Below are 23,998 nucleotides of genomic sequence, written 5' to 3'. Positions count from 1 at the left end.
CAGGTATTTCCCGATGGCTTTAATCGCTCGAGCCCGAAACAAGCGCAAGCCGGTTGCCGAGATGAACGTGGTGCCCTACATCGACGTGATGCTGGTGCTGCTGGTCATCTTCATGGTGACCGCGCCCATGCTCAATCAGGGCGTGAAGGTGGATCTGCCCAAGGTTTCCAGCGAAGCCTTGCCGCAGGACAACAACACCCAGGTCCTGACCATTTCGATCAAGGCTGACAAGACCTACTACTGGAACCTTGGCAGCGAAGTCGATACCGAGAAGCAACAGGACCGGGCCATGACCCTGCCCCAGATGACCGATGCGGTGACCAAGATCATTCGTGTCGGCAATGATGCCGGCAAACGCACCCAGGTCTTCATTCGCGGTGACAAGACCGTCGACTACGGAGCCGTGATGGGCGCGATGGGCGGTCTGCAGAAAGCCGGGGTCGGTAATGTTGGCTTGATCACCGAGGCCCCCTGATGCAGCAACAGCGAGAGCCGTCCGCCTCGGAAAGCTACTTCTGGCCCAGCGTCCTGGCAATCGGCCTGCACGTGCTGGTGTTCGGCATGTTGTTCGTCAGTTTTGCCATGACACCGGAGCTGCCGCCGGCCAAGCCGATCGTGCAGGCGACCCTTTACCAGCTCAAGTCCAAGAGCCAGGCCACCACGCAGACCAACCAGAAGCTGGCCGGTGAGGCGAAGAAATCCGCTGCGCGGCAGACTGAAGTCGAGCAGATGGAGCAGAAGAAGGTCGAACAGGAAGCGATAAAGGCAGCGGAACAAAAGAAAGAGGAAGCCGCTCAAAAGGCCGAAGAAGCGAAGAAGGCCGACGAGGCGAAAAAAGCTGACGAGGCCAAGAAAGCCGATGAAGCGAAAAAAGCCGAGGCCAAGAAGGCAGAAGAGAAACAATTGGCTGATATAGCCAAGAAGAAAGCCGAAGAGGAAGCCAAGAAAGCCGCTGAGGAAGAGGCCAAGAAAGCGGCCGCCGAAGAGGCCAAGAAGAAGATTGTCGAGGACGCGAAGAAGAAAGCGGCCGAAGACGCCAAGAAGAAAGCTGAAGCTGACGAGGCGAAAAAGAAAGTCGCCGAGGATGCGAAGAAGAAAGCCGCCGCCGACGCCGCCAAGAAAAAGGCACAGGATGCAGCGCGCAAATCTGCCGAAGAGAAGAAGGCCCAGGCCTTGGCGGATCTGCTTTCCGACACGCCGCAGCGCCAGCAGGCCTTGGCCGATGAGCAGGGCGATGAAGTCGCCGGTAGCTTCGATGATCTGATTCGTGCCCGGGCGGCAGAGGGCTGGGCTCGTCCGCCTTCGGCGCGCCAGGGCATGACGGTGGTATTGCAGATCGGCATGTTGCCGGACGGTACGGTGGCCTCGGTCAGCGTGGCCAAGTCCAGCGGCGACGGACCTTTCGATGCTTCGGCGGTTGCCGCGGTCAAGAACATTGGACGATTGACGGAAATGCAAGGAATGAAGCCGAGCGATTTCGCTCCCTATCGTTCATTCAAGATGACATTCACACCTGAGGATCTAGCCTTGTGAGAAACCTTCTTCGAGGAATGCTTGTCGTTATCTGCTGCCTGGCAGGGATAGCGGTGGCAGAGGAAAAGAACATTCTGGTCACCAGCGGCAGCGATCGGGCGACCCCGATCGCCGTCGTACCGTTCGGCTGGCAGGGCGGTAGCGTCCTGCCGGACGATATGGCGGAAATCATCGGCAACGACCTGCGCAACTCGGGTTACTACGCGCCGATTCCGAAGCAGAACATGATCAGCCTGCCCACCCAGGCCAGCGAAGTCATCTACCGTGACTGGAAGGCCCTGGGCGCCCAGTACATCATGGTCGGCAGCATCGTTCCGGCGGGCGGCCGCCTGCAGGTGCAATATGCTCTGTTCAACGTCGCCACCGAACAGCAGGTGCTGACCGGCAGCGTATCGGGCAGCACAGACCAGCTGCGTGACATGGCGCACTACATCTCCGACCAGTCGTTCGAGAAGCTCACCGGTATCAAGGGTGCATTCTCCACCCGCATGCTCTACGTGACGGCCGAACGTTTCTCCGAGAAAAACACCCGCTACACCCTGCAGCGCTCCGACTACGACGGTGCACGCGCGGTCACCCTGCTGCAATCGCGTGAGCCGATCCTGTCGCCGCGTTTCGCCCCCGATGGCAAGCGCATCGCCTATGTGTCGTTCGAGCAGAAGCGTCCGCGCATTTTCGTGCAGCACATCGACACCGGTCGCCGCGAGCAGATTACCAACTTCGAAGGCCTGAACGGCGCGCCAGCCTGGTCGCCGGACGGTAACCGCCTGGCATTCGTGCTGTCCAAGGACGGTAACCCGGACATCTATGTGATGAACCTGGGCTCGCGTTCGATCTCCCGTGTCACCAACGGCCCGGGCATCAACACCGAACCGTTCTGGGGCAAGGATGGCTCGACCATCTACTTCACCTCCGACCGTGGTGGCAAGCCGCAGATCTACAAGACCAGTGCCGGTGGCGGCGGTGCCGAGCGCGTAACCTTCGTCGGTAACTACAACGCCAACCCTAAACTGTCGGCGGACGAGAAGACCCTGGTGATGATCCATCGTCAGGACGGTTTCACCAATTTCAAGGTGGCAGCCCAGGATATGCAACGCGGCAGCGTAAAAATCCTAACTGATAGCACTCTGGACGAGTCACCTACTGTTGCGCCCAACGGCACCATGGTAATCTACGCCACCCGCCAGCAGGGCCGGGGAGTCTTGATGCTCGTGTCCATTAATGGACGCGTGAGGCTCCCGCTTCCTACCGCTCAAGGCGAAGTCAGAGAACCGTCCTGGTCCCCTTACCTGAACTGACGCGGCGCAATACGTTTTACTTAACACACTGGGGTTCATTAGGAGTTTCACGATGGAAATGCTGAAGTTTGGTAAATTTGCTGCGCTGGCTCTGGCCATGGCCGTAGCTGTAGGTTGCTCGTCCAAAGGCGGCGACAACGCCGGTGAAGGCGCTGTTGATCCGAACGCTGGTTACGGCGCTAACACTGGTGCAGTTGACGGCTCCATGAGCGAAGAAGCTGCTCTGCGCGCAATCACCACCTTCTACTTCGAATACGACAGCTCGGACCTGAAGCCAGAAGCCATGCGCGCTCTGGACGTTCACGCCAAAGACCTGAAAGCAAACGGCGCTCGCGTTGTTCTGGAAGGCAACACTGACGAACGTGGTACTCGTGAGTACAACATGGCACTGGGCGAGCGTCGTGCGAAAGCCGTTCAACGCTACCTGGTACTGCAAGGTGTTTCCCCAGCTCAGCTGGAACTGGTTTCCTACGGCGAAGAGCGTCCAGTTGCTACCGGCAACGACGAGCAGTCCTGGGCTCAAAACCGTCGCGTCGAACTGCGTAAGAACTGATTCGTCATGCGAACGTGCCGTCGTGCTGTAACTGTTCTGGCTCTCAGTCTCGCACCGCTTGCGGTGTGGGCTGCGGTTCCTGTGGTCGATAACGATGCCGGCTATAACAATAGCGGGAGCAGCTATCCGCCTGCAGGTTACGGTACGAACGGCGCCTATGCCGGGGGAGGGGTTTCGGCCCCTGTCTCGGCACAGGGCGAGCTGTTCAACCAACTGCAGCAAATGCAGGATCAGCTTTCACGCCAACAAGGCGCGATTGAAGTTCTGCAAAACGAAGTATCGCGCATGAAGCAGGAAAACCTGGAGCGTTACCAGGATCTTGATCGGCGCATAGGAAGCGGTGTTGCACCTGCCGCGACTCCTGAGAATTCTCCTGCCGGTGGCGACTTGAACGCCCCTGGTGCTGCCGCAGGCGCGGCTGCCGGAGCAAGCGCTCCAGCACCTGCCGCCAGTGGCGAACCGGCCGATCCGGCGAAGGAAAAGCTCTATTACGACGCTGCCTTCGACCTGATCAAGGCCAAGGATTTCGACAAGGCCAGCCAGGCCTTTGCCGCTTTCCTGCGCAAATACCCAAACAGCCAGTACGCGGGCAATGCCCAATACTGGTTGGGTGAAGTGAACCTGGCCAAGGGTGACCTGCAGGGTGCCGGCCAGGCATTCGCCAAGGTTTCCCAGCTGTATCCCAAGCATGCCAAGGTGCCAGATTCGCTGTACAAGCTGGCTGACGTAGAGCGCCGCCTTGGTCATACCGACAAGGTCAAGGGCATTCTGCAGCAGGTAGTCTCCCAGTATCCGGGGACTTCTGCCGCCCAGTTGGCCCAGCGCGATCTGCAACGCATGTAAGCCGGTTAGACCTGGTAATGAAGAAACCCGCGCTTGTCGCGGGTTTTTTCGTTAGAATTCACGCCCTTTTCTGAAACACGCTTTTTGGAGCCTGCGCGATGGCGGGGTTCCTTGAAGTGCCTGACGGAGGCGGACGGCCTGTTTAGCTGTTACGCCCGTGGCGACTATGCAAGACACATTGAGAATCACCGAAGTTTTTTACTCGTTGCAGGGTGAAACGCGAACGGCCGGGCTGCCCACGGTATTTGTGCGCCTCACCGGTTGCCCGTTGCGTTGCCAATACTGCGACAGCGCCTACGCCTTCAGCGGCGGCACCCTGCGAACCCTTGACGACATCCTCGAGCAAGTGGCCGGCTATCGCCCGCGCTACGTTTGTGTCACAGGTGGCGAGCCACTGGCACAACCCAATGCCATTCCCTTGCTCAAGCAGTTGTGTGATGCCGGCTATGAAGTTTCGCTGGAAACCAGCGGTGCCCTGGATATTTCGGCCGTCGACCCACGCGTCAGTCGCGTCGTGGACCTGAAAACCCCAGGCTCCAAGGAAGCGCATCGTAACCGTTACGAGAACATTGAACTGCTGACGCCCAACGATCAGGTCAAGTTCGTTATCTGTTCTCGGGAGGATTACGACTGGGCCGTGTCCAAGCTGATCCAGTATGGGCTCGACAAGCGAGCCGGTGAGGTCCTGGTGTCGCCAAGTCATCACGATTTGAACGCGCGGGATCTGGCGGACTGGGTGGTGGCGGATAACCTGCCGGTGCGCCTGCAATTGCAGCTGCACAAATATCTTTGGAACGATGAGCCGGGGCGCTGATATGACTGAGCAGACGAACATTGCAGAAAAACGAGCGGTCATCCTGTTGTCCGGCGGCCTGGATTCGGCCACGGTCGTAGCCATGGCTCGTGCCGAGGGTTACCGCTGCTACACCATGAGTTTCGATTACGGCCAGCGTCACCGCGCTGAATTGCACGCCGCCGAGCGAGTGGCTCGGGACCTGGGTGTGGTGGAGCATAAGGTGATCGGCCTGAACCTCAACGGCATCGGTGGTTCGGCCCTGACCGACAGCACCATCGCCGTACCCGAAGCTCCGAGTGAAGGCATACCGGTAACCTACGTGCCGGCGCGTAACACGGTATTCCTGTCATTGGCGCTGGGATGGGCAGAGGTGCTGGAAGCCCGTGACATTTTCATCGGCGTCAACGCGGTGGATTATTCCGGCTACCCGGACTGCCGTCCCGAGTTCGTCGAAGCCTTCGAGCGCATGGCCAACCTGGCGACCAAGGCCGGCGTGGAAGGGCAAGGCTTCCGCATCCAGGCGCCGCTGCAGAATCTCAGCAAGGCCGATATCATCAGGGCCGGTGTGAAGCTCGGCGTGAATTATGGGTTGACCGTTTCCTGTTACCAGGCCGACGATCAGGGCCGCGCCTGTGGCAAATGCGACAGCTGCCGCCTGCGCGCCGAAGGCTTCGCTGCGGCAGGCGTGAGCGATCCAACCCCTTATTTTTGATTTATTTCAAATTAGGTATTGAATAGTCCTTAGAAATCAGTATTATACGCGCCACCACACAGCGGGTCGTTAGCTCAGTTGGTAGAGCAGTTGGCTTTTAACCAATTGGTCGTAGGTTCGAATCCCACACGACCCACCATTTTTGCTGTTTTAAAAGTCTGGAAAGCCCACGAAAGTGAGGATTTCCGGATTTTTTTTTGCCTGCAATATTGTGGGGCGCGGGCCTGAGGGGAGAGCTATCCCAGCGTACAGACATATCTACCTCTGTCGCGAGACGATCTACAACGCGATCTTCGACCTGCCCGTCGGTGAGCTGCGCAAGGAACTGATCGTCTGCCTGCGCTGATCCGGCACGATGTTCCGGCTTCAATTCAATGACTGTGTTGCACTCAGCTCCTGCAACCGCTCAGTTCTTGCCGGGGGGGCAGGGCGCTTGAATAGCCTGAACCCCCGATTCCACAACATCCGTGCGGATTGGTCAGAGGTCTCGAGAGGCGCTCTTAACCAGCATTTGTGAGAATCGGTCCCGCGTATGCAGATGCAGTTGCACTGTTTAATCACTCCCCTTCAACACACTTCATGAACGAGGCCACCACGTTTCGCGCTTTTTCCTCAGCGTTGTGGGTTTTACGATGTAGGCGACAATCGTAAGGAGTCATCCCCATGTTCGCCGGATTCCAGAAAGATCAGCGCCACGTCAACGGTGTGGACATCGTCTACCGCATCAAAGGCACCGGGCCGGGCCTGCTTCTGCTGCACGGCCATCCGCAAACGCATGTCATCTGGCATAAAATCGCCGAACAACTCGCGCAGCACTTCACCGTGGTCGCCGCCGACCTGCGCGGTTACGGCGACAGCAGCAAACCGCCGGCCAACGACCATCACACCCATTACTCCAAGCGCGAAATGGCCCGTGACGGCCTCGAACTGATGAAGGACCTCGGCTTCAGTGAGTTCTCGGTGCTGGCCCACGACCGTGGCGCACGGGTTGCGCATCGGTTGGCCCTCGATCATCCGCAGGCGGTGCAACGCATGGTGTTGCTGGATATCGCGCCAACCTTGTCGATGTACGCCCAGACCGACGAAACCTTCGCCCGCGCCTACTGGCACTGGTTTTTCCTGATCCGTCCGGCACCGTTGCCGGAGACCCTGATCGAGGCCGATCCCGAGTTGTATTTGCGCAGTGTCATGGGCAGCCGCAGCGCCGGACTCAAGCCGTTCACCGAGCAAGCCTTCAGCGAATACCTTCGCTGTCTGAAACTGCCCGGAACCGCACGTGGCATCTGCGAAGACTATCGGGCCAGCGCCAGTATTGATCTGAATCACGACCGTACCGACATCGCTGCCGGTCGCCGCTTGAACATGCCGCTGCTGGTTTTATGGGGCGCCGAAGGCACCGTCGGGCGCTGCTTCGACCCTCTCAAGGAGTGGCGGCAAGTTGCCACCGATGTGCGCGGCAAAGCATTGGCGGCCGGCCACTACCTGGCGGAGGAAGTTCCCGAGTTGCTGCTGGACGAAGTTCTGACTTTCCTTGGCTAAAGCCACTCACCCAACCTGATGGAAACCGTCCCGCGCAGGCCATCACTGGCCTGTAACGGGTTCAACTTGCCCAAAAAACGTCTCGAGATAATAAAAATGATAATCAGAAAACTGCTGGGAGCCCTGTATATCCAGGTGATCATCGCCATCGTCCTGGGCGTGTTGATCGGCAACTATTGGCCTCAGGTCGGGATCGACCTCAAGCCGTTGGGTGACGGATTCATCAAATTGATCAAGATGGTCATTGGCCCGATCATCTTCTGCACCGTGGTCTGCGGCATCACCAGCATGCACGACGTGAAACAGGTCGGCCGGGTGGGTGGCAAGGCGCTGCTGTATTTCGAGATCGTCTCCAGCATCGCTCTGTTGATCGGTCTGCTCGCCGCCCATGCCCTGCACCCAGGCGTCGGCTTCAACGTTGACGTGAAGACGCTCGACACTTCAGCCATCTCAGGTTTTGTCGGTCAGGCCGAACACGGTGAAGGCATCACCGGTTTTCTGCTGCATGTGATCCCGACGACCTTCTTCGACGCATTCTCCAAAGGCGAAATCCTGCCCGTACTGTTCGTCGCGGTGCTGTTCGCTCTAGGTCTGGTGATGATCGGCGAAAAAGGCCGGCCACTGGTTGGTGTCATCAACCAGGCCAGCGATGTGTTCTTCCGTATCGTCGGCATGATCACTCGCGTCGCGCCCATCGGTGCTTTCGGTGCGATTGCGTTCACCATCGGTAAATATGGCCTCGCTTCGCTGTTGCCACTGCTCAAACTGGTCGGCACGTTTTACCTGACTGCTTTTATCTTTGTGGTCTGCGTGCTTGGCAGCATTGCCCGTTATGCCGGCTTCAGCATTTTTCGTCTGCTGACCTATATCAAATCTGAACTGTTGATCGTACTGGGCACCAGCTCTTCTGAATCGGCGCTGCCACAGTTGATGAACAATCTGGAGCGCCTGGGTTGCTCCAAAGGCGTAGTTGGCATCGTCGTTCCCACCGGTTACACCTTCAACCTGGACGGCACCAACATCTATATGACCCTGGCGGTGCTGTTCCTGGCCCAGGCAACCAACATCGACCTGACACTGGAACAGCAACTCACCTTGCTGGCGGTGGCCATGCTCACCTCAAAAGGCGCGGGAGCGGTCGTCGGGGCCGGTTTTGTTGCACTCGCCGCAAGCCTGGCCGTGGTACCAACAGTGCCGGTGGCAACAATGGTCTTGATCCTCGGCGTGGACCGGTTCATGGCCGAATGTCGCTCGCTGACCAATATCATCGGCAACGCCGTCGCGACGCTGGTGGTCGCCGCCTGGGAAGGTGAGCTGGATCGCAGCAAAATGGAGCCCATCGCACTCAAGCGTGGCCGTGCGGCACTGGCCGCTGCGCCAGCCAAGGTTTCAGTCGAGTAATCCCGCAGGATCCTGCGAGCCGAGAGCTCGCCGTTCCAGTGCTATTATGGCGGCTCATGCCGCCATTCTTCGTGTGTTATGACTCTCAAGAAAGACACTGTGCCCCTACCCGAAGACCTGCGCGTTTTTCTCACTGTAATCCGTAAGGCCGGCTTCGCTTCGGCGGCGGATGAACTGGGCCTGTCACCCGCCTACGTCAGCAAGCGTATCCAGATCCTCGAAACGTCCCTGGGTACGCGGCTGTTGCATCGCACCAGTCGGCGCATCGCGCTGACCGAAGACGGCGACCGGGTACAGCGCTGGGCCGTGCGCATTCTCGAAGACTTCCAGCTATTGCACGACGAACTCTGCGACGCTCACGGCAGCCCAAGTGGGCGTTTGCACCTGTGCAGCAGTTTCGGCTTCGGGCGCAATCATGTTGCTCCAGCGCTGTCGTTACTCGCCGAGCGCTATCCCGACCTGGAAATTCGCCTGGACCTGTTCGACCGGGTGGTGGATATCGTCAACGAGGGATTTGACTTGGAGATCCGCGTCGGCGATGACATTCCCGGTCAGCACATTGGCCGGCAACTGGTGAGCAATCGACGGGTGCTGTGTGCAGCACCGGACTATCTGAAGCGCCGAGGCACGCCAAAAACGCTGAGCGAACTGGAGCAACACGATTGCCTGGTGCTCAAGGAGCGTGACAATGCGTTTGGCATCTGGAATCTGGAACACGACGGCACTCAGGACAGCGTTCGGGTTCGCGGCCCCTTGTCCTCCAATAGCGGGGAGATTGTGCTGCAGTGGGCACTGGACGGACGTGGCGTCCTGTTGCGTTCACTGTGGGATGTGAAACCGTTGTTGGAGCAAGGACAACTGGTGCAAGTGCTGCCCCAGTACACCCAAAGCGCCAATGTTTGGGCGGTGTACCCGACGCGGCTGGCGTATTCGGGAAAATTGCGGGCGTGTGTGGAGTTCTTGCAGGAGCACTTCAAGGGGTTGTCGATTTGATCTGCGTAGCCTGATCGAGCCTCATCGCGGGCAAGCCTCGCACCTATCCAATGAGCGAAGCTTGCCCGCGAATGAGCTGGAACCGCTCACCATCGATTTCAGCTCAACCAGGGATTGGCGGCCAGATGCTCACGCTCGAAGGCCTTGATCTGCTCGCGGCGCTGCAACGTGCTGCCGATGGCATCAAGGCCAAGCAACAACGCGGTCTTGCGCAGGGTATCGATCTGGAACGGGATCACCGCGCCGTCCTGTAATCGAATCTCCTGAGCCTCCAGGTCGACGCTGATGGTTGCACTGTCCGGTTGGCTGACCACCTGTCCGATGCGCTGCAAGAGCGCCTCCTCCAGCGTAATCAGCAACACCCCATTACGTTGACAGTTGTCGTAGAAGATCCCGGCGAAACTGCTGCCGATCAGTGCCCGAATACCCAATTGCTTCAAGCCCCACACAGCATGCTCACGGCTTGAACCACAGCCAAAATTCGGTCCCACCACCATGAAGCTCGCGCCGCTCCAGGCCGGCTGATTGAACACGAACTCAGGGTTCGGCTCACCGGTAGGCAGAAAGCGCAAATCAAAGAACAAACCACGGTCCAGGCCGTTGCGGTCAATGCCCTTAAGAAACTGCTTGGGCATGATCACGTCAGTGTCAATATTGGCCGCGAGCATCGGCGCGGCCTTGCCGGTGACTTGGGTGAACGGTTGCAGGCTCATGTTTTGTCTCCAAAGTTGCGGATATCGGTGAGGCGTCCGGCAATCGCCGCCGCTGCAACCATCGCCGGGCTCATCAGGTGTGTACGCGCCCCCGCGCCCTGGCGTCCTTCGAAATTGCGGTTGGTACTGGACGCGCAGCGATCGCCCGGTTCCAATACGTCGTCGTTCATCGCCAGGCACATGGAGCAGCCTGATTGCCGCCATTCAAAACCGGCGTCGATAAATATCGCGGCCAGTCCTTCCGCTTCCGCCTGATTACGGACCTCAGTGGACCCGGGAACAATTATCCCCCGCACATGATCGGCCACGTGCTTACCGCGAACTACGCTGGCGGCATCGCGCAAGTCTTCTATCCGAGCGTTGGTGCACGAGCCGATAAAGGCATGGCTGATGACGATGTCACTCAGCGGCATGCCGGCTTCCAGACCCATATAGTTCAGGGCGCGGCGCATGTCCTGACGCAGGATCAGATCGCTGATGGCGTCCGGGTCCGGCACCGTGGCGCCGATGGGTGACGCCTGATCCGGGCTGGTACCCCAGGTGACCATGGGCTCCAGAGCGCTGGCATCGAGCTCGATTTCACGGTCGAACAGCGCGTCGACGTCGCTGTGTAAGGTTCGCCAATGGTTCACGGCACGTTGCCACTGCTCGCCTTTCGGTGCGCGCGGTTTGTCATTCAAGTAGGCAAAGACTTTCTCGTCCGGCGCCATGAATGCGCCACGCGCTCCCGCCTCCACCGCCATGTTGCAGATGGTCATGCGCGCCTCGACGCTCAAGGCATCGATGGTCGAACCACGGAATTCAATGGCATAGCCAGTGGCACCGGAAGCGCCGATTTTGGCGATCAGCGCCATGATCACGTCTTTGGAGGTCAGACCGACGGCGAGTGCGCCGTTGACGGTCACGCGCATGCTCTTCAGGCGTTTGTAGACCAGCGTCTGCGTGGCCAGCAAGTGCTCGATTTCCGAGGTGCCAATACCAAACCCGAACGCCCCGAGCGCTCCATACGTGGTGGTGTGGCTGTCCCCCGCCGCGATGATCATACCCGGCAAAATGAAACCCTGTTCTGGTGCAACCACGTGTTCGATGCCCTGGCGCTTGTCGAGGATGTCAAACAGTTCGATGCCGAAATCCCGGCAGTTTTCCGCGAGGTACGAGACCTGCCGCGCACCACCGGCGTCGGGCATGGCGGCGATGCGTTTGGGCGTGGTGGGGTTCACATGGTCAACTACCGCCAGCGCAGTTTGAGCGCGCCAGACGCCGCGCTTGGCTTCACGCAAGCCGGTGAATGCCTGCGGGCTGGTGTATTCGTTGATCACTTGGCGGTCGATGTACAACAGGACGTGGCCCTGATCATCGAGGCGGCACACTGTGTGGGAATCAATGTGTTTGTCGTAGAGGGTTCTTGCTTGAGTCATGAAGGCACTCGCTTGGGTGAAAGTACGCGAGGCTGTCGGAAAGCGGCAGGTCTATGCCGACAGGCGTATGGCTCAATCATAGGCAGCACCACAAGCCCATCAATGGTAGGACAGTGATGGCTTGGGACATGGTTCGTGTTCGATCGACGGCAAAAAGCAACGTTAGTGCGTTATCGCCTCAATAGGCACGGAGTGCTCACGACTCATTTCCAGATTTTTTTGGGGGCCCGTCGGAAAACCCCACCCCGGGAACCACGCGAAGATGCGCGTGGTTCCCGGGCGGCTTAGAGCAAGCCGTCTTCGGCGCAGACCTTCACGATCTGCTCGCGAAACCAGACGTTGGCGTTGTCCTGGCCCGGTTTTTCACTCCACATCATATCCAGCGTAAAGTTCGGTAACCCGGCCGGTGGCTTGCGATGGCTGAATTTGGCCTCATCACAGGTCAATGCCTGAATGCGTCGGGGCAGGGTCAGCACGAAGTCGGTCCCGGTGACCATATTGAGCGCGGCCACATAGCTGTTGGCCCGGGCGACGATCTGCCGGCTATGGCCCTGGCGGGCAAGCCAACCGTCGATCATGTTGGTGTCGGATGTCCATGGGGTCGGGAACACATGCTGGCATGCCACGAATGTTTCCAGGCTGAGGGCCTCGCCCGGCAAATCGACGTTCCTATCGACTACGCAGACCAGTTCATCTTCCAGTAATACTTGCGAGCGCAAGCCTTTGGCACTGCGATGAAAGTTTGGGCCGAAACAAACCACTAGATCAAAACGGCCGTCCGTCAGTTCGTCAACGGGAATATCCTTGTGAAATTTCGTTATATTAATGATGACCGGGAATTGACTGCCGATAAAGCGCTTGACCAACTTGGGCAGGATCAATAATTCAAAATATTCGGGAGCGCAGATATTGAATGTTATTTCTTTTTGCGTGGGGTCGAAGCTCTGGATACCTGAGTGGCAGATATTAATAGCTTGAAGAATCTTGACGATATGGCTGTACATCGCGGTGGCTTTATTGGTTGGGCGCATGCCACTGCGGGTATTAATGAATAATTCATCTTCGAAGCTGGTGCGCAGCTTCTTCAAGCAGTAGCTCACGGTTGACTGGCTGACGCAGAGGGCTTCGGAGACCTCGGTAACGCTGCTCTGCTCGTACACCGCGACGAACACCATCAAGTCCTGCATGTCCAGCTTTCTAAGCAAATTACTATTGAGCATAAGATCCTTCTTGGCGCAATCCATGGGCTAGCGTCTCTGGTTTTTATGACAAAGACGTTTATTTATATATTAGCGGAAGCAATTTATTTTTTAAATGGCTTGTAGGAATTTTCTTAAATATGCTCGCCTCGCTTTTAAGACATCCTGCACAGGGACGGAGGAGGACGAAATGCAAATACGAGTCGCGGAAACTAAAACGCCACTATGGGTACAGGCTACTGAAGTAGTAAAAGACAAGTTTCGAAGTTCTTATGCGGCTTCGGTAGAACCGAATCCGCAATACTTTGCAGTTACTCAGGATCAGGACGATCGCATACTCGCGTGTGCCGGGATTACTTTTGCGGACCACCGCATTCTCTTTTCCGAACAATACCTGACACAACCGATCGAGGAGATCCTGTCTCAACGTTTCGAGAAAACCATCGAGCGTTCGAACATTGTCGAGATCGGCAATTTGATTTCCCATCACCTAACAGCGGGAATGATTCTCGTTAATATGATTCCGTTGTTGTCCTGGTGCATGGGCGGGCATTACCTGTTGTGCACTGTTACGCCTCGGGTCCGGCAAATGATGGAAAGTTGCCAGATCGATTTCGAGCCGCTGTTGACCGCTGACCCCACTCGCCTGGCCGATGATGGTGGCAAAAATTGGGGAACCTATTACGCCAAGAAACCGGTGACCGGTTTCATCCGGGTCGATCCAAAGCGTTCTCGTTTCGCCGCTACGACACTCAGTACCTCGTTTACCCAGTTGCCCGGTGAATCTTTGGCGAGGGCACAACCATGAGCGGCGGTTTCATCAATCAGTTGAAGCAGGCGTTGCAGGACAATCGCCAGGCGGTCTGCGCGGTCGACTGGACGTCGGGTACCGAATCCGTGGCGCTGACCTACGGCGAACTGGAACACCGGGCGCTTAATCTGGCTGCGGAGCTGCAATGGCGTTTCGCGACGCCAGCCCACGGCGATCAAGTGGTGCTGGGGATCGCGACGCGCAATAGCAGTGACTGGCTGGTGGCCGACCTGGCGTGCCTGTTTGCCGGGATTACCGCGCTGCCGTTGCCGCTGGCGTTCAGTCAATCCCAGGCCGAGCACCTGGCCGAGCGTTGCGACGGATTCCTGGTGGATGCCGCAGGGCAGCGGACACTGGCGCAACGCTGGAAGCTGAATTTTCCCGACAGTCGCCTGCGCCGTCTCGGCGAGCCGGTGATCGAACAGCCCCTGCCTCACACGCCGGATGGTGAGGGTGATTGGATCTGCAAGATCATTCACACCTCGGGCACCACCAGCCGGCCGAAAGGCGTGCGCCTGAGCAATCAGGCGGTTGGCGCGGTACTGGCGTCGCTGCGCGAACGCATGCCGGTCAATGCCCATCGTCGGTATTTGTCGCTGGTGCCATTGAGCCTGCTGCTCGAGCAGGTGACCGCTGCGTACCTGCCGTTGTTGGCCGGTGGGACCGTGCATTTCCTGCCGCCGAGCGAAGCATTGCTCGGCGAACCCGGGGCGTCGCCGCAGCGTCTGGTCGACTGGATCTTGCAGGTCCAGCCAACGGCGCTGACGGTACCGCCGGTCATGATCAATCGCTTCCTGGAACAATTGAACGATGGCGGTGAGGCTGGGGAACGGCTGGCGAGTTACCTGAAGTCCGGGGCTCATATCACCTGCGGCGGCGCGGCGGTGAGTATCGATGCTCTGCATGCTCTGGCCGAGCAAGGCATCGAGGTGTACCAGGGCTACGGACTGTCGGAAAACGCCTCTGTGGTCAGCATGAACACCTTCGAAGAGCAGCGCCTGGGCAGTGTTGGCAAACCGCTGCCCCATGTTCAGGTGCGGATCGGCGCCGACCAGACCATCGAGGTCAAGAGCAGTTCGCTGTTCAGCGGCTATTCGGGGACGGACCCCAGCGCATGCTCAATGTCTGGCGATGGCTGGATGGACACCGGCGACCTGGGGATGCTCGATGAAGACGGCTACCTCTATGTGCACGGCCGCAAGAAGAACGTGATCTGCCTACCCAACGGTCGCAATGTCAGCCCCGAGCAGGTCGAGCTGGAATACCGCAAGTACCCGGGCGTGAACGACGCCGCGGTGTTCTTCGATGAGCAGCACGGTCTTGTGGCGTTGCTGTGTGTCGAGTCCACGCCGGCCAGCGATGAACTGGTGACCTGGTCGACCGGCCGTTTCTCCGACATTGAACGACCGAACCGGCTCTGGTTGTTGAACAAGGACGATCCGTTGATCGAGCAGCTCTACACCGTCACCGGCCGACCGAAACGTGCCGACATCGCCACTGTTTTTTCCACTCTGCAAGGGAACGCATCCAATGAGCACACCTGCCTTTCACTTTGAAAACCCCGACGTCTCTATCGTCGAGTCGCACCACTTCGCCAGCCTGGGCAAGGCCGAGTTGTACGAGCTGCTGGGACACTACGGTGTCGTGCTGTTTCGCAACTGCATTCACAGCGCCGAGGCGTTCAGCGCCTACGTCAAGCAAAACAGTTCCCGGTTGAGCCTGGATCCGGCGCGGGTCATGGTCGGTGGTGCGGCGCAGTTGGTGGACGCCGGGCATCAGGCGGTCGGCCTGCATTGCGAAAACGGTAATTCGCCGTTCTGGCCGGACATGACTTGGTTCTATTGCCAGGAAGCGCCGCGCAAGGGTTCGCAAACCACGATCTGCGACGGTGAGAAAGTGCTGGCGAGGCTGTCTCCGGGTTGCCGCAGCTTCTTCGAAAACAACCCTATTCGCTACAGCCGCACCGTGGCGGGGGAAAAGTGGCGTCGGCTGGTTTGCCATTATTCGCCGACCCTGTCGAACCCGGCAGACGTGGTCATCGAGGATCTGTTGCAGATCATTGGCAATGACCCGCAGACGCAGATTTCCTTCAATCCGGCCGATGATTCGATGCACTACGCCTTCAGCACGTCGGCGATCCTCACTTCTGCCTTCAGCCAGCGCCCGGCTTTTGCCAACAGCATCCTGGGGCCTTCGTTCAACTATGAGGCGCCGGTGATCGATACGGTGAGCGGTCAGGTGATTCCCGCCGAGTTTCTCGCCGAAATCGCTGAAGTCTCAGCCCAGTACACCGTTCCGGTGGGGTGGCGTGACCACGACGTGGTGATGATCGATAACCGTCGGGTCATGCACGGTCGTGAAACGATCGTCGATGAGCGTCGACGCATTTTCAATGCCCTGAGCTATCGCTGAGAGGGATCCATGAACAACGATAAATACATTATTGGCGGGCAGTACGAGACGTACCTCGACGGCGATGGTCGGCAGATCATCGACCTGACCGGCGGGTTTGGCTTCCAGGTGCCTGCGGTGATCGAAGCGGTCACTCGCCAGGCGCAGATCATGGGGCTGTCCAACCGGGTACTGATGTCTGAACCGCTGATTGCCTTGTGCCGCCGCCTGGCCGAGCTGCTGCCTGAGCAGCTGGTCAGTTCCTATGTATGCAGTTCCGGCGACGAAGCGTTCGAGGGCGCTTTGAAGTTATGCAAGGGGCTAAAGCCGAAGGGCAACACCATCGTGTATATCCAGGGTGGTGATTACGGCTCGCTGACCTACGGGCGTTGCCTCAACGCCGCGCAGGGCGACCTCGATGTGCAAGATTTCCTGGGCTTAAAGCGTGTGGCGATTCGTCATCTCACGGACCTGGACTCGGTGGATTGGAATGATTGCTTCGCGGTCTGCCATAGCAGTACCCGCCTCGATGCGAGCGGTCGATTGCAATTGCTCGAGCCGGCCCTGGTCGAGCGCTTGCATGCCCGTGCAGCGCAAGCCTCGGTGCCGGTGATCGCGGTCGATACCCAGACCTGCCTCGGCAGTCTGGGTTCGCTGTTCGGCTTCCAGCGTTATCGCTGTGTACCGGACATTGTCGTGCTCGGTGGCGCGCTGGGGGGCAGTGCGATTCCCATCGGCACCTATACCTGCAGCGAGCGCATGGCCTGGCAAGTCTATGGACGCAGCAGCCCGGCCAAGCATGGCAGCACCACTGCCGGCAATCCGATGGCTTGCGTGGCCGCGCTGGCCGCGCTGGACTACGTGCAGGCCCACGACTCGCCCCGTCAATGCCTGGAAAACGGCCAGCGACTGGCGCAGACCCTGGCGTCGTTCGGCGCCGTGGCGGAAGGCGGCTGGGTCAGCCTGCCACTGGCCGATGACCTGCAACCGAGCGTGCTGTGCGAGGCGCTTTACCTGCAAGGCATCTATGTCAGTACGCCCCGTGGCCGCGAATTGATCTTGCGCTGCCCGATCACCGCTCGCCCCGAACATATCCAACGTGCCGCCAACATCATCAAGGAGACTTTAAGCCATGTCCTTACTCAGGCCGCATGAACAACTGCTGGATGATTGCCAGCGGTACTGGAGCGCATCGGCGGCCAAGCTCTATCGCCTGGGCAAGACCAGCGTCGAGCAACAGGCCGATGGCATTCACGTCACCGACCACACCGGTAAACGCTTCATCGACTGCGCGTGCAGCTATGGCGTATTTATCGTCGGCCACCGTAACCCGATGGTCCGCGAGCAGGTGCAGGCTCAACTGAACCAGATGGCCTGGGTACCGGAAGGCCGGCGCCATCCGCTCCAGGACAAATTGACCGAGCGTCTGTGCCAGTTGGTACCGGGGGAGTGGGGTGATGTGCAGTATATGGTCTCGGGGGCCGAGGCCATCGAGCAGAGCCTGCGCTATGCGTTGCGCATCCAGCCGCATCGGCGTGGGATCGTGGTGATGAGCGGGTCCTACCATGGCAAGACCCTGGCGGCGATGAGTATCCTGGGGCAACGCCAGAATCACAGCAGCTATGGCATCGCGGCTCCCGATGTGACCCATGTGCCCTACGGTGATTTTGCGGCCCTGCAAAAAGCCGTCGGCGAGGGCGTATGCGCGGTGTATGTCGAACCGATCCTGGGCGGCGCCCACCTGCAGGTGCCGCCGGTGGGCTACATGGCCAATCTGCGAGCCTTGTGCGATGCCACCGGCACCCTGTTGGTGGCGGATGAAATCCAGACCGGCTTCGGTCGCTGCGGCAAATGGTTCGCCGTGCAGTATGACGACGTGGTGCCCGACATCATGATCCTCTCCAAAGGTCTGACCGGCGGCTACACCTCGTTCGCCTGCGCCATGTACAGCAAGCGCCTGGCGACCCAATACCCACTCAGTGAAATCGAGCCCGATACGCGCACCAATGGCGGGCACCCGGTGGCGTGCGCCTCGGCGCTGGCGGCGATCGATTACATCGAGCAGAACAACCTGGTGGAGCAGTCACGGATCAACGGCGGTTTGCTGCGCCATGGCCTGCAACGCCTGGCGCTGCGCTATCCGCAGATCATCGAGGACGTACCGGGCGTGGGCCTGATGACGGGGTTGCGTTTGCGCGGATCGGTCTATGAAGCCCTGATGAGCATGGAATTGAGCAAACGCGGCATTCATGCCGGCCACTCGATGAATGAAAAGGCCGAGCGTCCGGTACTGCGCTTTTATCCGCCGCTGAACATCTCGCCCGATGCGTTGCGCCATATCCTGACGATGATCGAAGAGGCCCTCGAAGCCATCAACCGGCGCCCGAAGCTGGCGGTCAAGGCGTTTTCCCTGGTGGTGCGCAACATGTACCAGTTACCCAATAAATGGTTGCGCAGCAAGGAGGCGTCGTGAGTATGTTCAATCCCGACTCGCTGACCCTGCGGGAAATGGCGGGTCTGTTGCGACGTGGCGTGCTGACCAGCGTCACGTTGCTGGAGTTCTACCTGCAGCGGATTGCCGAGCGTAACCGGCAGATCAATGCACTGATCCAACTGGCGCCCGTGGAGGAACTGCGGCGCCAGGCCCGCGAAGCGGACGAAATGGCGCGCATCGGCCAGATCAGTGGTCCGCTGCACGGTATTCCCATCACCATCAAGGATGTCCTCCACGTCCAGGGATTCCGGATGTCCCGGGGGGTGGAGGAGATGCTGGGCGACGTCAGCCAGCAGGACGCGACGGCCGTCGCCCGGCTTCGGCAGGCCGGTGCGATCATCCTGGGCATCAGCAATGTGCCTGAACTGTGCATGGCCTTCGAGACCGAAAACCTGATCTACGGTCGCACCCTCAATCCCCACGACTTGCAACGCTCCGCCGGCGGCAGCAGTGGCGGTGAAGCGGCTGCAATCGCCGCCGGATGCTCGCCCGCCGGGCTGGCTTCCGATGCCTGCGGCAGCGTGCGGATACCTGCGCACTTCAACGGCATTTGCGGCTTGAAACTGACCCAGGGCCGGGTGCCGTTGACCGGCCAGTTTCCCAACGACCGCTCCGGGTTGTTCCACATGACTTCGGCTTTCGGCGTGATGGGACGTTATGTCGATGACCTGGCGTTGCTCGGGCCGCTGATCAGCGGTGCCGACGGACAGGATCCGGACACCGTCGACGTGCCGTTTGTCGCCAGTGAACCGCTGGCCAGCCTGCGGGTCGCACTGTTTTCGGAGTCGGACCGCACGCCTGTCAGTGCGGCGGTGAGCGAGGTGTTGCAACAGGTCGAACGGTGCCTGGGGCAGGTGGTGGCGCAGGTGAGTCCGGTGGCGCCGCCGATGCTCGAGGAGGCCTGTGATGTGCTGTGGCGGGTGTTCATCACCGGCGCCGACGCCGGGCGTGGCTGGCGACAGCTGTTCGAGTCGATGAACAAGCGTCGTTTCACCCCGGCCATTGCGCGGTTGCTGGACATGAGCGAAGCGACTGAGTTGACCGTGGATGAGGTCAAGCGTGACTGGATCGCGATCGACACATTCCGCTATCAGCTGGCGAAGTTCTTCAAGCAACACGACCTGTTCATCTGCCCGGTGTTTCCTGACGTTGCGTTCCGTCATGGCGAGTCCCTGGAGGATCGCAACCGCTATGCCTTCGTGTTCCCGTTCAGTCTCAGCGGTTCGCCGGCGGTGGTGATCCGCGCCGGCACCGATGCGGCCACCGGGATGCCCATCGGCATCCAGATCGTCGGACCCCACTGGCAGGAAGAGCGGTTGCTGGCGGTAGCGGCTTTCCTGGAACGGGAGCTGGAGCGCTGGAGCCCGGTTGCACCTCGCTCGGCGTCGTCGTACTAGCGTTGCATGTGCGTCGCGCAAGCATAGGGCCCCGGGGCGATTTCAAGCCGTAGCGGTTCTGGCATTACGGCTTGAAATCACCAATGCCAGCATCCCGACGCCTACCAGCCCGGCGCCGATGATTTCGAGCGCCATTGGCTGTTGCCTGAGCCAGAACCAGTTGAGCAGCGTCACGAACAGGGTGTTGAGGTACACGTAGGAAATGACCGTGGACGGTGCGATCACGCCGATGGCCCGGTGCAACAGCCAGAACGTGGCGAGGGTACCGAACAGGGCCAGGTACACCAGCCAGCCGATATCCGGCAGCGACAGCAGCCGGCCGCTGCGCCAGCCGCCGCTGAACAGGCAGAACACCAGCAGAAACAGCGAACCGAACAGCATGTTCCAGAACGTCATCGCCACTGGATCCCGGCCCTTGAGCGCCTTGGCCTTGAATCGTTGGCTAAGGGGCGAGTACAACGCCATCGCCACGCAACCGACACCGAAGACCAGTACCGGATAGAGCGCGGGCATCTGCCCCGGTGCCGCCCCCTTGAGCGTCAGTAACACGGCACCGGCCGCCGCGATCAGCATGGGCAGCAGGCGGGTCTTGAGGTTTGGACTGGGCAGCAGGAACACCTCGAAGAACAAGGTGATCAATGGCACCAGTGTGTACAACGTCGCGGTATTGACCGCCGAGGTGTAGCGCAACGCCTCGAACAACGAACCAAAATAGGTCGCCAACAACAGGCCAAGCACTGCGTGAGCCAGCAACCCTTTGGTGGTGATGGGCGAGGTGTTTTTCAGCAGCAACAGCGGCAGGAACAGCAAGGCCGAAAACAGCAGTCGCAAGCCCGTGAGCAGAATCGGATCGATCGAGTGGCTGACCTGGGCCGCCGCGAAGAACGACGAGGCGATCAGTATTGCCCAGATAAGCATGCCCCAGTGAGCGGCTGCAAAACCGACGTGTTTCATCAATGTCTGATTCCTGTGTTCGAGAACTGGAACGTCATGATGGACAAATCCGTCAGCCGTCATGGGTAGGGTGGATAAAGACAGGGCCGCAGTCATTGCGGCCCTTTGCTCGGTGACGCAAACGGATTCTCTAGCTGATGTGCCGTGCGTACTGCTTGGGATTGAAGCGCAACACCATGAGAATCATCAGTGCCATGACCGCGGTGAGCGACCACCAGGCCCATTCGAAGCTGCCCAACTGATCGCGGATCATTCCGGCAATCAACGGTGAAAGTCCGGCGATCAGATAGCCGATGCCCTGCACGAATGCCGTCAGGCCCCCGGCCCGGCGTGGATTGTCCAAGTGATCAAGGGACACGATCAGGCTCATCGGGAACAGGCCACCGATGCCCAGCCCCAGCAGGCAAGGCCACAGCAGGCTGAAGCGGTCCGGGCTGAGAATCAGGCCGCAGAAGCCCGCCATGATCAGGGCCAACAGGACAGCCAGCACCAGGCGCTTATCCTGGCTGCGGTTGGCAATGGCCGGGGTGACGAGGCCAGACAACACTTCCATCGCCGTCAGGAACCCCAGCAACAGGCCCGCGTGCTGCTCGCTCCAGCCTTTTTCCACGTAGTACGGCGCCAGCCAGGCCAGCACACAGGTGTAGGACGCAGTGCCCAGGCCGAAGAAAATCGCCAGCAGCCAGGCCCGGCCATTGGCGAAGAACGACTCCTTGTTCCGGCTCGGAGCGTCGGGTAGCGGCGTGACGGCCGAGCGCTGGGCGTACCAGCAACCCAGGGCCACCAGCGCCAATACCGCCCAGATCGCCAGTCCAATACGCCAACTGCCGGTCTGGGTCAGGACGAAGGGCGAAAACGACGCTGCCAGTGCCGCGCCGCCCATGATCGAAGTGACATACAGCCCCATGAACAGCGAAACGTTGTCGCTGAATCGCGATTTGATCAGGGCCGGCATTACCGCCTGAATCAGCGCGATCCCGACCCCGGCCACCACGGCGCTGACAATCAGCTCGGCGGCGCTGTCCAGATACAGGCGCGACGCCGTGGCGATGCCCACGATCAACAGCGACAGCACGATGGTGCGATGTTCACCGATGCGCAGGGCAATGCGCATGCCCAGGAACATCGCCAGGCCCATCGCCATGACCGGCAGCATGGTCAGCAGTGAAGCGGTGCTGAAACTCAACGGTACGTCGCCACGAATGGCTGACAACAATGGCCCGACCGCGGCCATCGAAGGTCGCAGGTTCAACGCCACCAACACCACACTGACCATCAGCCAGACGGCGTGGGTGCTTGAAGTTCGAACATTTTCCATAACGAAGCCTTGGCTGATAAAAATGCCATTTAGGCCGGGAAGCGAGGGCAGGGGCAAACTGAAAACTGGGCAGGGATATTGAAAGATTAAATGCTATTAACCCTGTGATTGGGGGCGGCAAAGCCGACATCGCCGCAAGTTGACCCACTGCCATCGCGAGCAGGCTCACTCCAACATTTGAGTCGGATATAAGCAGCATTGGCAGACGCCGCCGACCCCTGTGGGAGCAAGCCTGCTCGCGATGACTGGCAGAGCCGACATCGCCGCAAGCTGACCCACCGCTATCGCGAGCAGGCTTGCTCCCACAGATGCTATTGCATCGCCGGGCTCAACGCCCCCAACCAGGCCACCAGTGCCAGGATGACCGCTGCCACTGAAAACTCGAGCACCATACTGCGCCGCAAGGCTCCCACGGCGATACTGTGTTCGCCGGTTTGCCTGGCCCGTTCCAACTGTGGGCTCAGATGAAAACGGTTCAGTGCGGCGAACACCAGCATGACTCCGAACAGGACGAGTTTGAGTGTCAGCAACTGACCGTAGGTGCTGTCGAACAGTCCGTCGATGCTCGGGCCGACGATGAACAGATAGTTCATCACGCCGGTCACGCTGATGATCAGCACGATCACCGCCCCGACTCTTTCGAAACCGGTCAGGGTTCGAGACAGCACTGACAAGCGCTGTTCGGCCTGGCGAAGCAGCAGTACAAACGCTGCCAACGCGCCGACCCAGGCACCCGCCGCCCACAGGTGCAAAAAGTCAGTGATGAAGTGCCAGCTCCGTCGTTCGCCTTCGTCCATGGCGCCATGGCCGGCCCACGCCAGTGTCGCAAGGGCCACGCCTGCGGCCAGCGTGCCCAGCCACAGGCTGGCGGTCGGTCTGTGTCTGCTTTGCGTCGCGGCGACAACGGTCAGCATCAATGCCAGGATCCGCAGACTCCAGCTCGACCCCACGTCAGTCTCCAATACCATCATCTCAAGGTGCGGTCGCAACTCGGTCCAATCCGTCACGCCGCTCATGGCCCAGACCATGCACAGCATGCCAGCGATGGACAGCAGCACGCCGATGATGGCCGTGCTCGCCAGCAGCCATGCGAAAGGCAACACTTCACCCGACCTTCGTTCCTGGCCCCGCAGACCATAAAGGCCGAAAACCGCCAGGCCGAACAGCAACATCAGATCCAGATAGAGGGCCAGGCGTAGAGCGATGTTGATCAGCGCTATGTCGATCGAGTCGCTCAACTCACTTCACCTTGAATGTGACGTTGCCGGTGATCGGGTGAGTATCGGACGATACCGCGCGCCATTGGACCTGATAGGTGCCCGACATGAGCGGGGTATTCGGGACGATGACCATGGTCTTGGGGTCTTCGCTGCCCGATACCTTGGCCGGCATAGGCATCGGCGAATGGGCCGACATGCCGGGCATCTCGGTCATCAGCAGCTTGGCGCCGGAGAACTTGATCATCAGGTTCTCGGAAAAGTGCAGCTCGATTTTCTCCGGTGCCGATCCCTGCGAGCCTTCGGCAGGGGTGGTGGACAGCAGCTTGGGGTGTGCCTGGGTCAGGCCGCTGCTCAGCAGCCCGGTGGACAACGCGACGGTGATCACAGTGTTTTTGATGAATGACATGCAAGGACT

At 59.6% G+C, this 23,998-nt stretch carries 23 protein-coding genes and 1 tRNA gene; 17 read left to right on the top strand and 7 right to left on the bottom strand.

Annotation, left to right across the window (positions count from 1 at the left end; translation table 11 throughout):
* Nucleotides 1–22: 22 nt before the first annotated feature.
* From tolR to FBX99_RS00785, 11 genes are all read left to right on the top strand, one after another.
* A complete protein-coding gene (tolR, locus tag FBX99_RS00840; protein ID WP_161796096.1) occupies nt 23–475 on the top strand; it encodes a protein TolR in 453 nt (150 codons plus the stop codon).
* The gene (tolA, locus tag FBX99_RS00835; RefSeq protein ID WP_144924635.1) at nt 475–1,533 is read left to right on the top strand and encodes a cell envelope integrity protein TolA; all 1,059 of its coding nucleotides are present in this window, start codon (nt 475–477) and stop codon (nt 1,531–1,533) included. Before tolR ends, tolA begins: the two co-directional genes overlap by 1 nt.
* Complete coding sequence (gene tolB, locus FBX99_RS00830; protein ID WP_144924638.1) at nt 1,530–2,831, top strand: Tol-Pal system beta propeller repeat protein TolB; 1,302 nt, start codon at nt 1,530–1,532, stop codon at nt 2,829–2,831. Before tolA ends, tolB begins: the two co-directional genes overlap by 4 nt.
* Nucleotides 2,832–2,883: 52 nt before the next feature.
* Nucleotides 2,884–3,384, top strand: a complete 501-nt coding sequence (pal, locus tag FBX99_RS00825; RefSeq protein WP_024779460.1) for a peptidoglycan-associated lipoprotein Pal — start codon at nt 2,884–2,886, stop codon at nt 3,382–3,384.
* 6 nt (nt 3,385–3,390) lie between these two features.
* The gene (gene ybgF / locus FBX99_RS00820; RefSeq protein WP_144924641.1) at nt 3,391–4,227 is read left to right on the top strand and encodes a tol-pal system protein YbgF; all 837 of its coding nucleotides are present in this window, start codon (nt 3,391–3,393) and stop codon (nt 4,225–4,227) included.
* 166 nt (nt 4,228–4,393) lie between these two features.
* Entirely contained in the window at nt 4,394–5,041 is a 648-nt protein-coding gene (queE, locus tag FBX99_RS00815; RefSeq protein WP_041021787.1) for a 7-carboxy-7-deazaguanine synthase QueE, read from the top strand.
* A gap of 19 nt (nt 5,042–5,060) precedes the next feature.
* Nucleotides 5,061–5,735 carry a 7-cyano-7-deazaguanine synthase QueC gene (gene queC, locus FBX99_RS00810; protein WP_178111833.1) on the top strand — a complete coding sequence of 225 codons (675 nt, stop codon included), beginning with the start codon at nt 5,061–5,063 and terminating at the stop codon, nt 5,733–5,735.
* 63 nt (nt 5,736–5,798) lie between these two features.
* Nucleotides 5,799–5,874: transfer RNA gene (locus tag FBX99_RS00805), tRNA-Lys, on the top strand.
* Between the two features lie 524 nt (nt 5,875–6,398).
* Nucleotides 6,399–7,274: an alpha/beta fold hydrolase gene (locus FBX99_RS00795; RefSeq protein ID WP_144924648.1), complete on the top strand. Its 876-nt coding sequence runs from the start codon at nt 6,399–6,401 to the stop codon at nt 7,272–7,274.
* Between the two features lie 96 nt (nt 7,275–7,370).
* Nucleotides 7,371–8,675, top strand: a complete 1,305-nt coding sequence (dctA, locus tag FBX99_RS00790) for a C4-dicarboxylate transporter DctA (protein WP_144924651.1) — start codon at nt 7,371–7,373, stop codon at nt 8,673–8,675.
* A 78-nt stretch (nt 8,676–8,753) separates the two neighbouring features.
* On the top strand, nt 8,754–9,668 hold the full coding sequence (locus FBX99_RS00785; protein ID WP_144924654.1) for a LysR substrate-binding domain-containing protein: 915 nt from the start codon (nt 8,754–8,756) through the stop codon (nt 9,666–9,668).
* A gap of 98 nt (nt 9,669–9,766) precedes the next feature.
* Here the strand turns inward: FBX99_RS00785 and leuD are convergent, their stop codons facing one another.
* The 3 genes from leuD to FBX99_RS00770 form a co-directional block, all read right to left on the bottom strand.
* Nucleotides 9,767–10,381 carry a 3-isopropylmalate dehydratase small subunit gene (gene leuD, locus FBX99_RS00780; RefSeq protein ID WP_144924657.1) on the bottom strand — a complete coding sequence of 205 codons (615 nt, stop codon included), beginning with the start codon at nt 10,379–10,381 and terminating at the stop codon, nt 9,767–9,769.
* Nucleotides 10,378–11,799 carry a 3-isopropylmalate dehydratase large subunit gene (gene leuC / locus FBX99_RS00775; RefSeq protein WP_144924660.1) on the bottom strand — a complete coding sequence of 474 codons (1,422 nt, stop codon included), beginning with the start codon at nt 11,797–11,799 and terminating at the stop codon, nt 10,378–10,380. The genes leuD and leuC overlap by 4 nt, the downstream gene beginning before the upstream one ends.
* Nucleotides 11,800–12,083: 284 nt before the next feature.
* Complete coding sequence (locus FBX99_RS00770) at nt 12,084–13,019, bottom strand: LysR family transcriptional regulator (RefSeq protein ID WP_144924663.1); 936 nt, start codon at nt 13,017–13,019, stop codon at nt 12,084–12,086.
* 169 nt (nt 13,020–13,188) lie between these two features.
* Here FBX99_RS00770 and FBX99_RS00765 point away from each other — a divergent pair, with 169 nt between their 5' ends.
* From FBX99_RS00765 to FBX99_RS00740, 6 genes are read left to right on the top strand one after another with little or no spacing between them, the layout of a single operon-like run.
* On the top strand, nt 13,189–13,806 hold the full coding sequence (locus tag FBX99_RS00765) for a thermostable hemolysin (RefSeq protein WP_144924666.1): 618 nt from the start codon (nt 13,189–13,191) through the stop codon (nt 13,804–13,806).
* On the top strand, nt 13,803–15,365 hold the full coding sequence (locus FBX99_RS00760; RefSeq protein WP_144924669.1) for an AMP-binding protein: 1,563 nt from the start codon (nt 13,803–13,805) through the stop codon (nt 15,363–15,365). Before FBX99_RS00765 ends, FBX99_RS00760 begins: the two co-directional genes overlap by 4 nt.
* Nucleotides 15,340–16,221: a TauD/TfdA family dioxygenase gene (locus FBX99_RS00755; RefSeq protein ID WP_144924672.1), complete on the top strand. Its 882-nt coding sequence runs from the start codon at nt 15,340–15,342 to the stop codon at nt 16,219–16,221. Before FBX99_RS00760 ends, FBX99_RS00755 begins: the two co-directional genes overlap by 26 nt.
* Nucleotides 16,222–16,230: 9 nt before the next feature.
* Nucleotides 16,231–17,355, top strand: coding sequence for an aminotransferase class III-fold pyridoxal phosphate-dependent enzyme (locus FBX99_RS00750; protein ID WP_144924675.1), 1,125 nt, complete (start codon nt 16,231–16,233; stop codon nt 17,353–17,355).
* Nucleotides 17,333–18,673, top strand: coding sequence for an aspartate aminotransferase family protein (locus FBX99_RS00745; protein WP_144924678.1), 1,341 nt, complete (start codon nt 17,333–17,335; stop codon nt 18,671–18,673). The genes FBX99_RS00750 and FBX99_RS00745 overlap by 23 nt, the downstream gene beginning before the upstream one ends.
* A gap of 2 nt (nt 18,674–18,675) precedes the next feature.
* The gene (locus FBX99_RS00740; protein ID WP_145130508.1) at nt 18,676–20,091 is read left to right on the top strand and encodes an amidase; all 1,416 of its coding nucleotides are present in this window, start codon (nt 18,676–18,678) and stop codon (nt 20,089–20,091) included.
* Nucleotides 20,092–20,133: 42 nt separating this feature from the next.
* Here the strand turns inward: FBX99_RS00740 and FBX99_RS00735 are convergent, their stop codons facing one another.
* From FBX99_RS00735 to copC, 4 genes are all read right to left on the bottom strand, one after another.
* The gene (locus FBX99_RS00735; RefSeq protein WP_144924681.1) at nt 20,134–21,045 is read right to left on the bottom strand and encodes a DMT family transporter; all 912 of its coding nucleotides are present in this window, start codon (nt 21,043–21,045) and stop codon (nt 20,134–20,136) included.
* Nucleotides 21,046–21,175: 130 nt separating this feature from the next.
* The gene (locus tag FBX99_RS00730) at nt 21,176–22,363 is read right to left on the bottom strand and encodes a cyanate transporter (RefSeq protein WP_144924684.1); all 1,188 of its coding nucleotides are present in this window, start codon (nt 22,361–22,363) and stop codon (nt 21,176–21,178) included.
* A 311-nt stretch (nt 22,364–22,674) separates the two neighbouring features.
* Nucleotides 22,675–23,601, bottom strand: a complete 927-nt coding sequence (gene copD, locus FBX99_RS00725; protein ID WP_256663990.1) for a copper homeostasis membrane protein CopD — start codon at nt 23,599–23,601, stop codon at nt 22,675–22,677.
* A 1-nt stretch (nt 23,602) separates the two neighbouring features.
* The gene (copC, locus tag FBX99_RS00720) at nt 23,603–23,989 is read right to left on the bottom strand and encodes a copper homeostasis periplasmic binding protein CopC (protein ID WP_145130393.1); all 387 of its coding nucleotides are present in this window, start codon (nt 23,987–23,989) and stop codon (nt 23,603–23,605) included.
* Nucleotides 23,990–23,998: the final 9 nt, after the last annotated feature.

Origin of the sequence: Pseudomonas sp. SJZ074, from assembly GCF_007828215.1 — a bacterium.
Lineage (GTDB): Bacteria > Pseudomonadota > Gammaproteobacteria > Pseudomonadales > Pseudomonadaceae > Aquipseudomonas.
This window is presented reverse-complemented; position numbering and strand designations above follow the sequence as displayed.

Excerpts from the sequence above, each read along its gene's own strand:
- tolA (WP_144924635.1), top strand. The coding sequence starts at position 475 with ATGCAGCAACAGCGAGAGCCGTCCGCCTCGGAAAGCTACTTCTGGCCC.
- pal (WP_024779460.1), top strand. The coding sequence starts at position 2,884 with ATGGAAATGCTGAAGTTTGGTAAATTTGCTGCGCTGGCTCTGGCCATG.
- ybgF (WP_144924641.1), top strand. The coding sequence starts at position 3,391 with ATGCGAACGTGCCGTCGTGCTGTAACTGTTCTGGCTCTCAGTCTCGCA.
- queE (WP_041021787.1), top strand. The coding sequence starts at position 4,394 with ATGCAAGACACATTGAGAATCACCGAAGTTTTTTACTCGTTGCAGGGT.
- FBX99_RS00795 (WP_144924648.1), top strand. The coding sequence starts at position 6,399 with ATGTTCGCCGGATTCCAGAAAGATCAGCGCCACGTCAACGGTGTGGAC.
- dctA (WP_144924651.1), top strand. The coding sequence starts at position 7,371 with ATGATAATCAGAAAACTGCTGGGAGCCCTGTATATCCAGGTGATCATC.
- FBX99_RS00785 (WP_144924654.1), top strand. The coding sequence starts at position 8,754 with ATGACTCTCAAGAAAGACACTGTGCCCCTACCCGAAGACCTGCGCGTT.
- leuD (WP_144924657.1), bottom strand. The coding sequence starts at position 10,381 with ATGAGCCTGCAACCGTTCACCCAAGTCACCGGCAAGGCCGCGCCGATG.
- leuC (WP_144924660.1), bottom strand. The coding sequence starts at position 11,799 with ATGACTCAAGCAAGAACCCTCTACGACAAACACATTGATTCCCACACA.
- FBX99_RS00770 (WP_144924663.1), bottom strand. The coding sequence starts at position 13,019 with ATGCTCAATAGTAATTTGCTTAGAAAGCTGGACATGCAGGACTTGATG.
- FBX99_RS00765 (WP_144924666.1), top strand. The coding sequence starts at position 13,189 with ATGCAAATACGAGTCGCGGAAACTAAAACGCCACTATGGGTACAGGCT.
- FBX99_RS00760 (WP_144924669.1), top strand. The coding sequence starts at position 13,803 with ATGAGCGGCGGTTTCATCAATCAGTTGAAGCAGGCGTTGCAGGACAAT.
- FBX99_RS00755 (WP_144924672.1), top strand. The coding sequence starts at position 15,340 with ATGAGCACACCTGCCTTTCACTTTGAAAACCCCGACGTCTCTATCGTC.
- FBX99_RS00750 (WP_144924675.1), top strand. The coding sequence starts at position 16,231 with ATGAACAACGATAAATACATTATTGGCGGGCAGTACGAGACGTACCTC.
- FBX99_RS00745 (WP_144924678.1), top strand. The coding sequence starts at position 17,333 with ATGTCCTTACTCAGGCCGCATGAACAACTGCTGGATGATTGCCAGCGG.
- FBX99_RS00740 (WP_145130508.1), top strand. The coding sequence starts at position 18,676 with ATGTTCAATCCCGACTCGCTGACCCTGCGGGAAATGGCGGGTCTGTTG.
- FBX99_RS00735 (WP_144924681.1), bottom strand. The coding sequence starts at position 21,045 with ATGAAACACGTCGGTTTTGCAGCCGCTCACTGGGGCATGCTTATCTGG.
- FBX99_RS00730 (WP_144924684.1), bottom strand. The coding sequence starts at position 22,363 with ATGGAAAATGTTCGAACTTCAAGCACCCACGCCGTCTGGCTGATGGTC.
- copC (WP_145130393.1), bottom strand. The coding sequence starts at position 23,989 with ATGTCATTCATCAAAAACACTGTGATCACCGTCGCGTTGTCCACCGGG.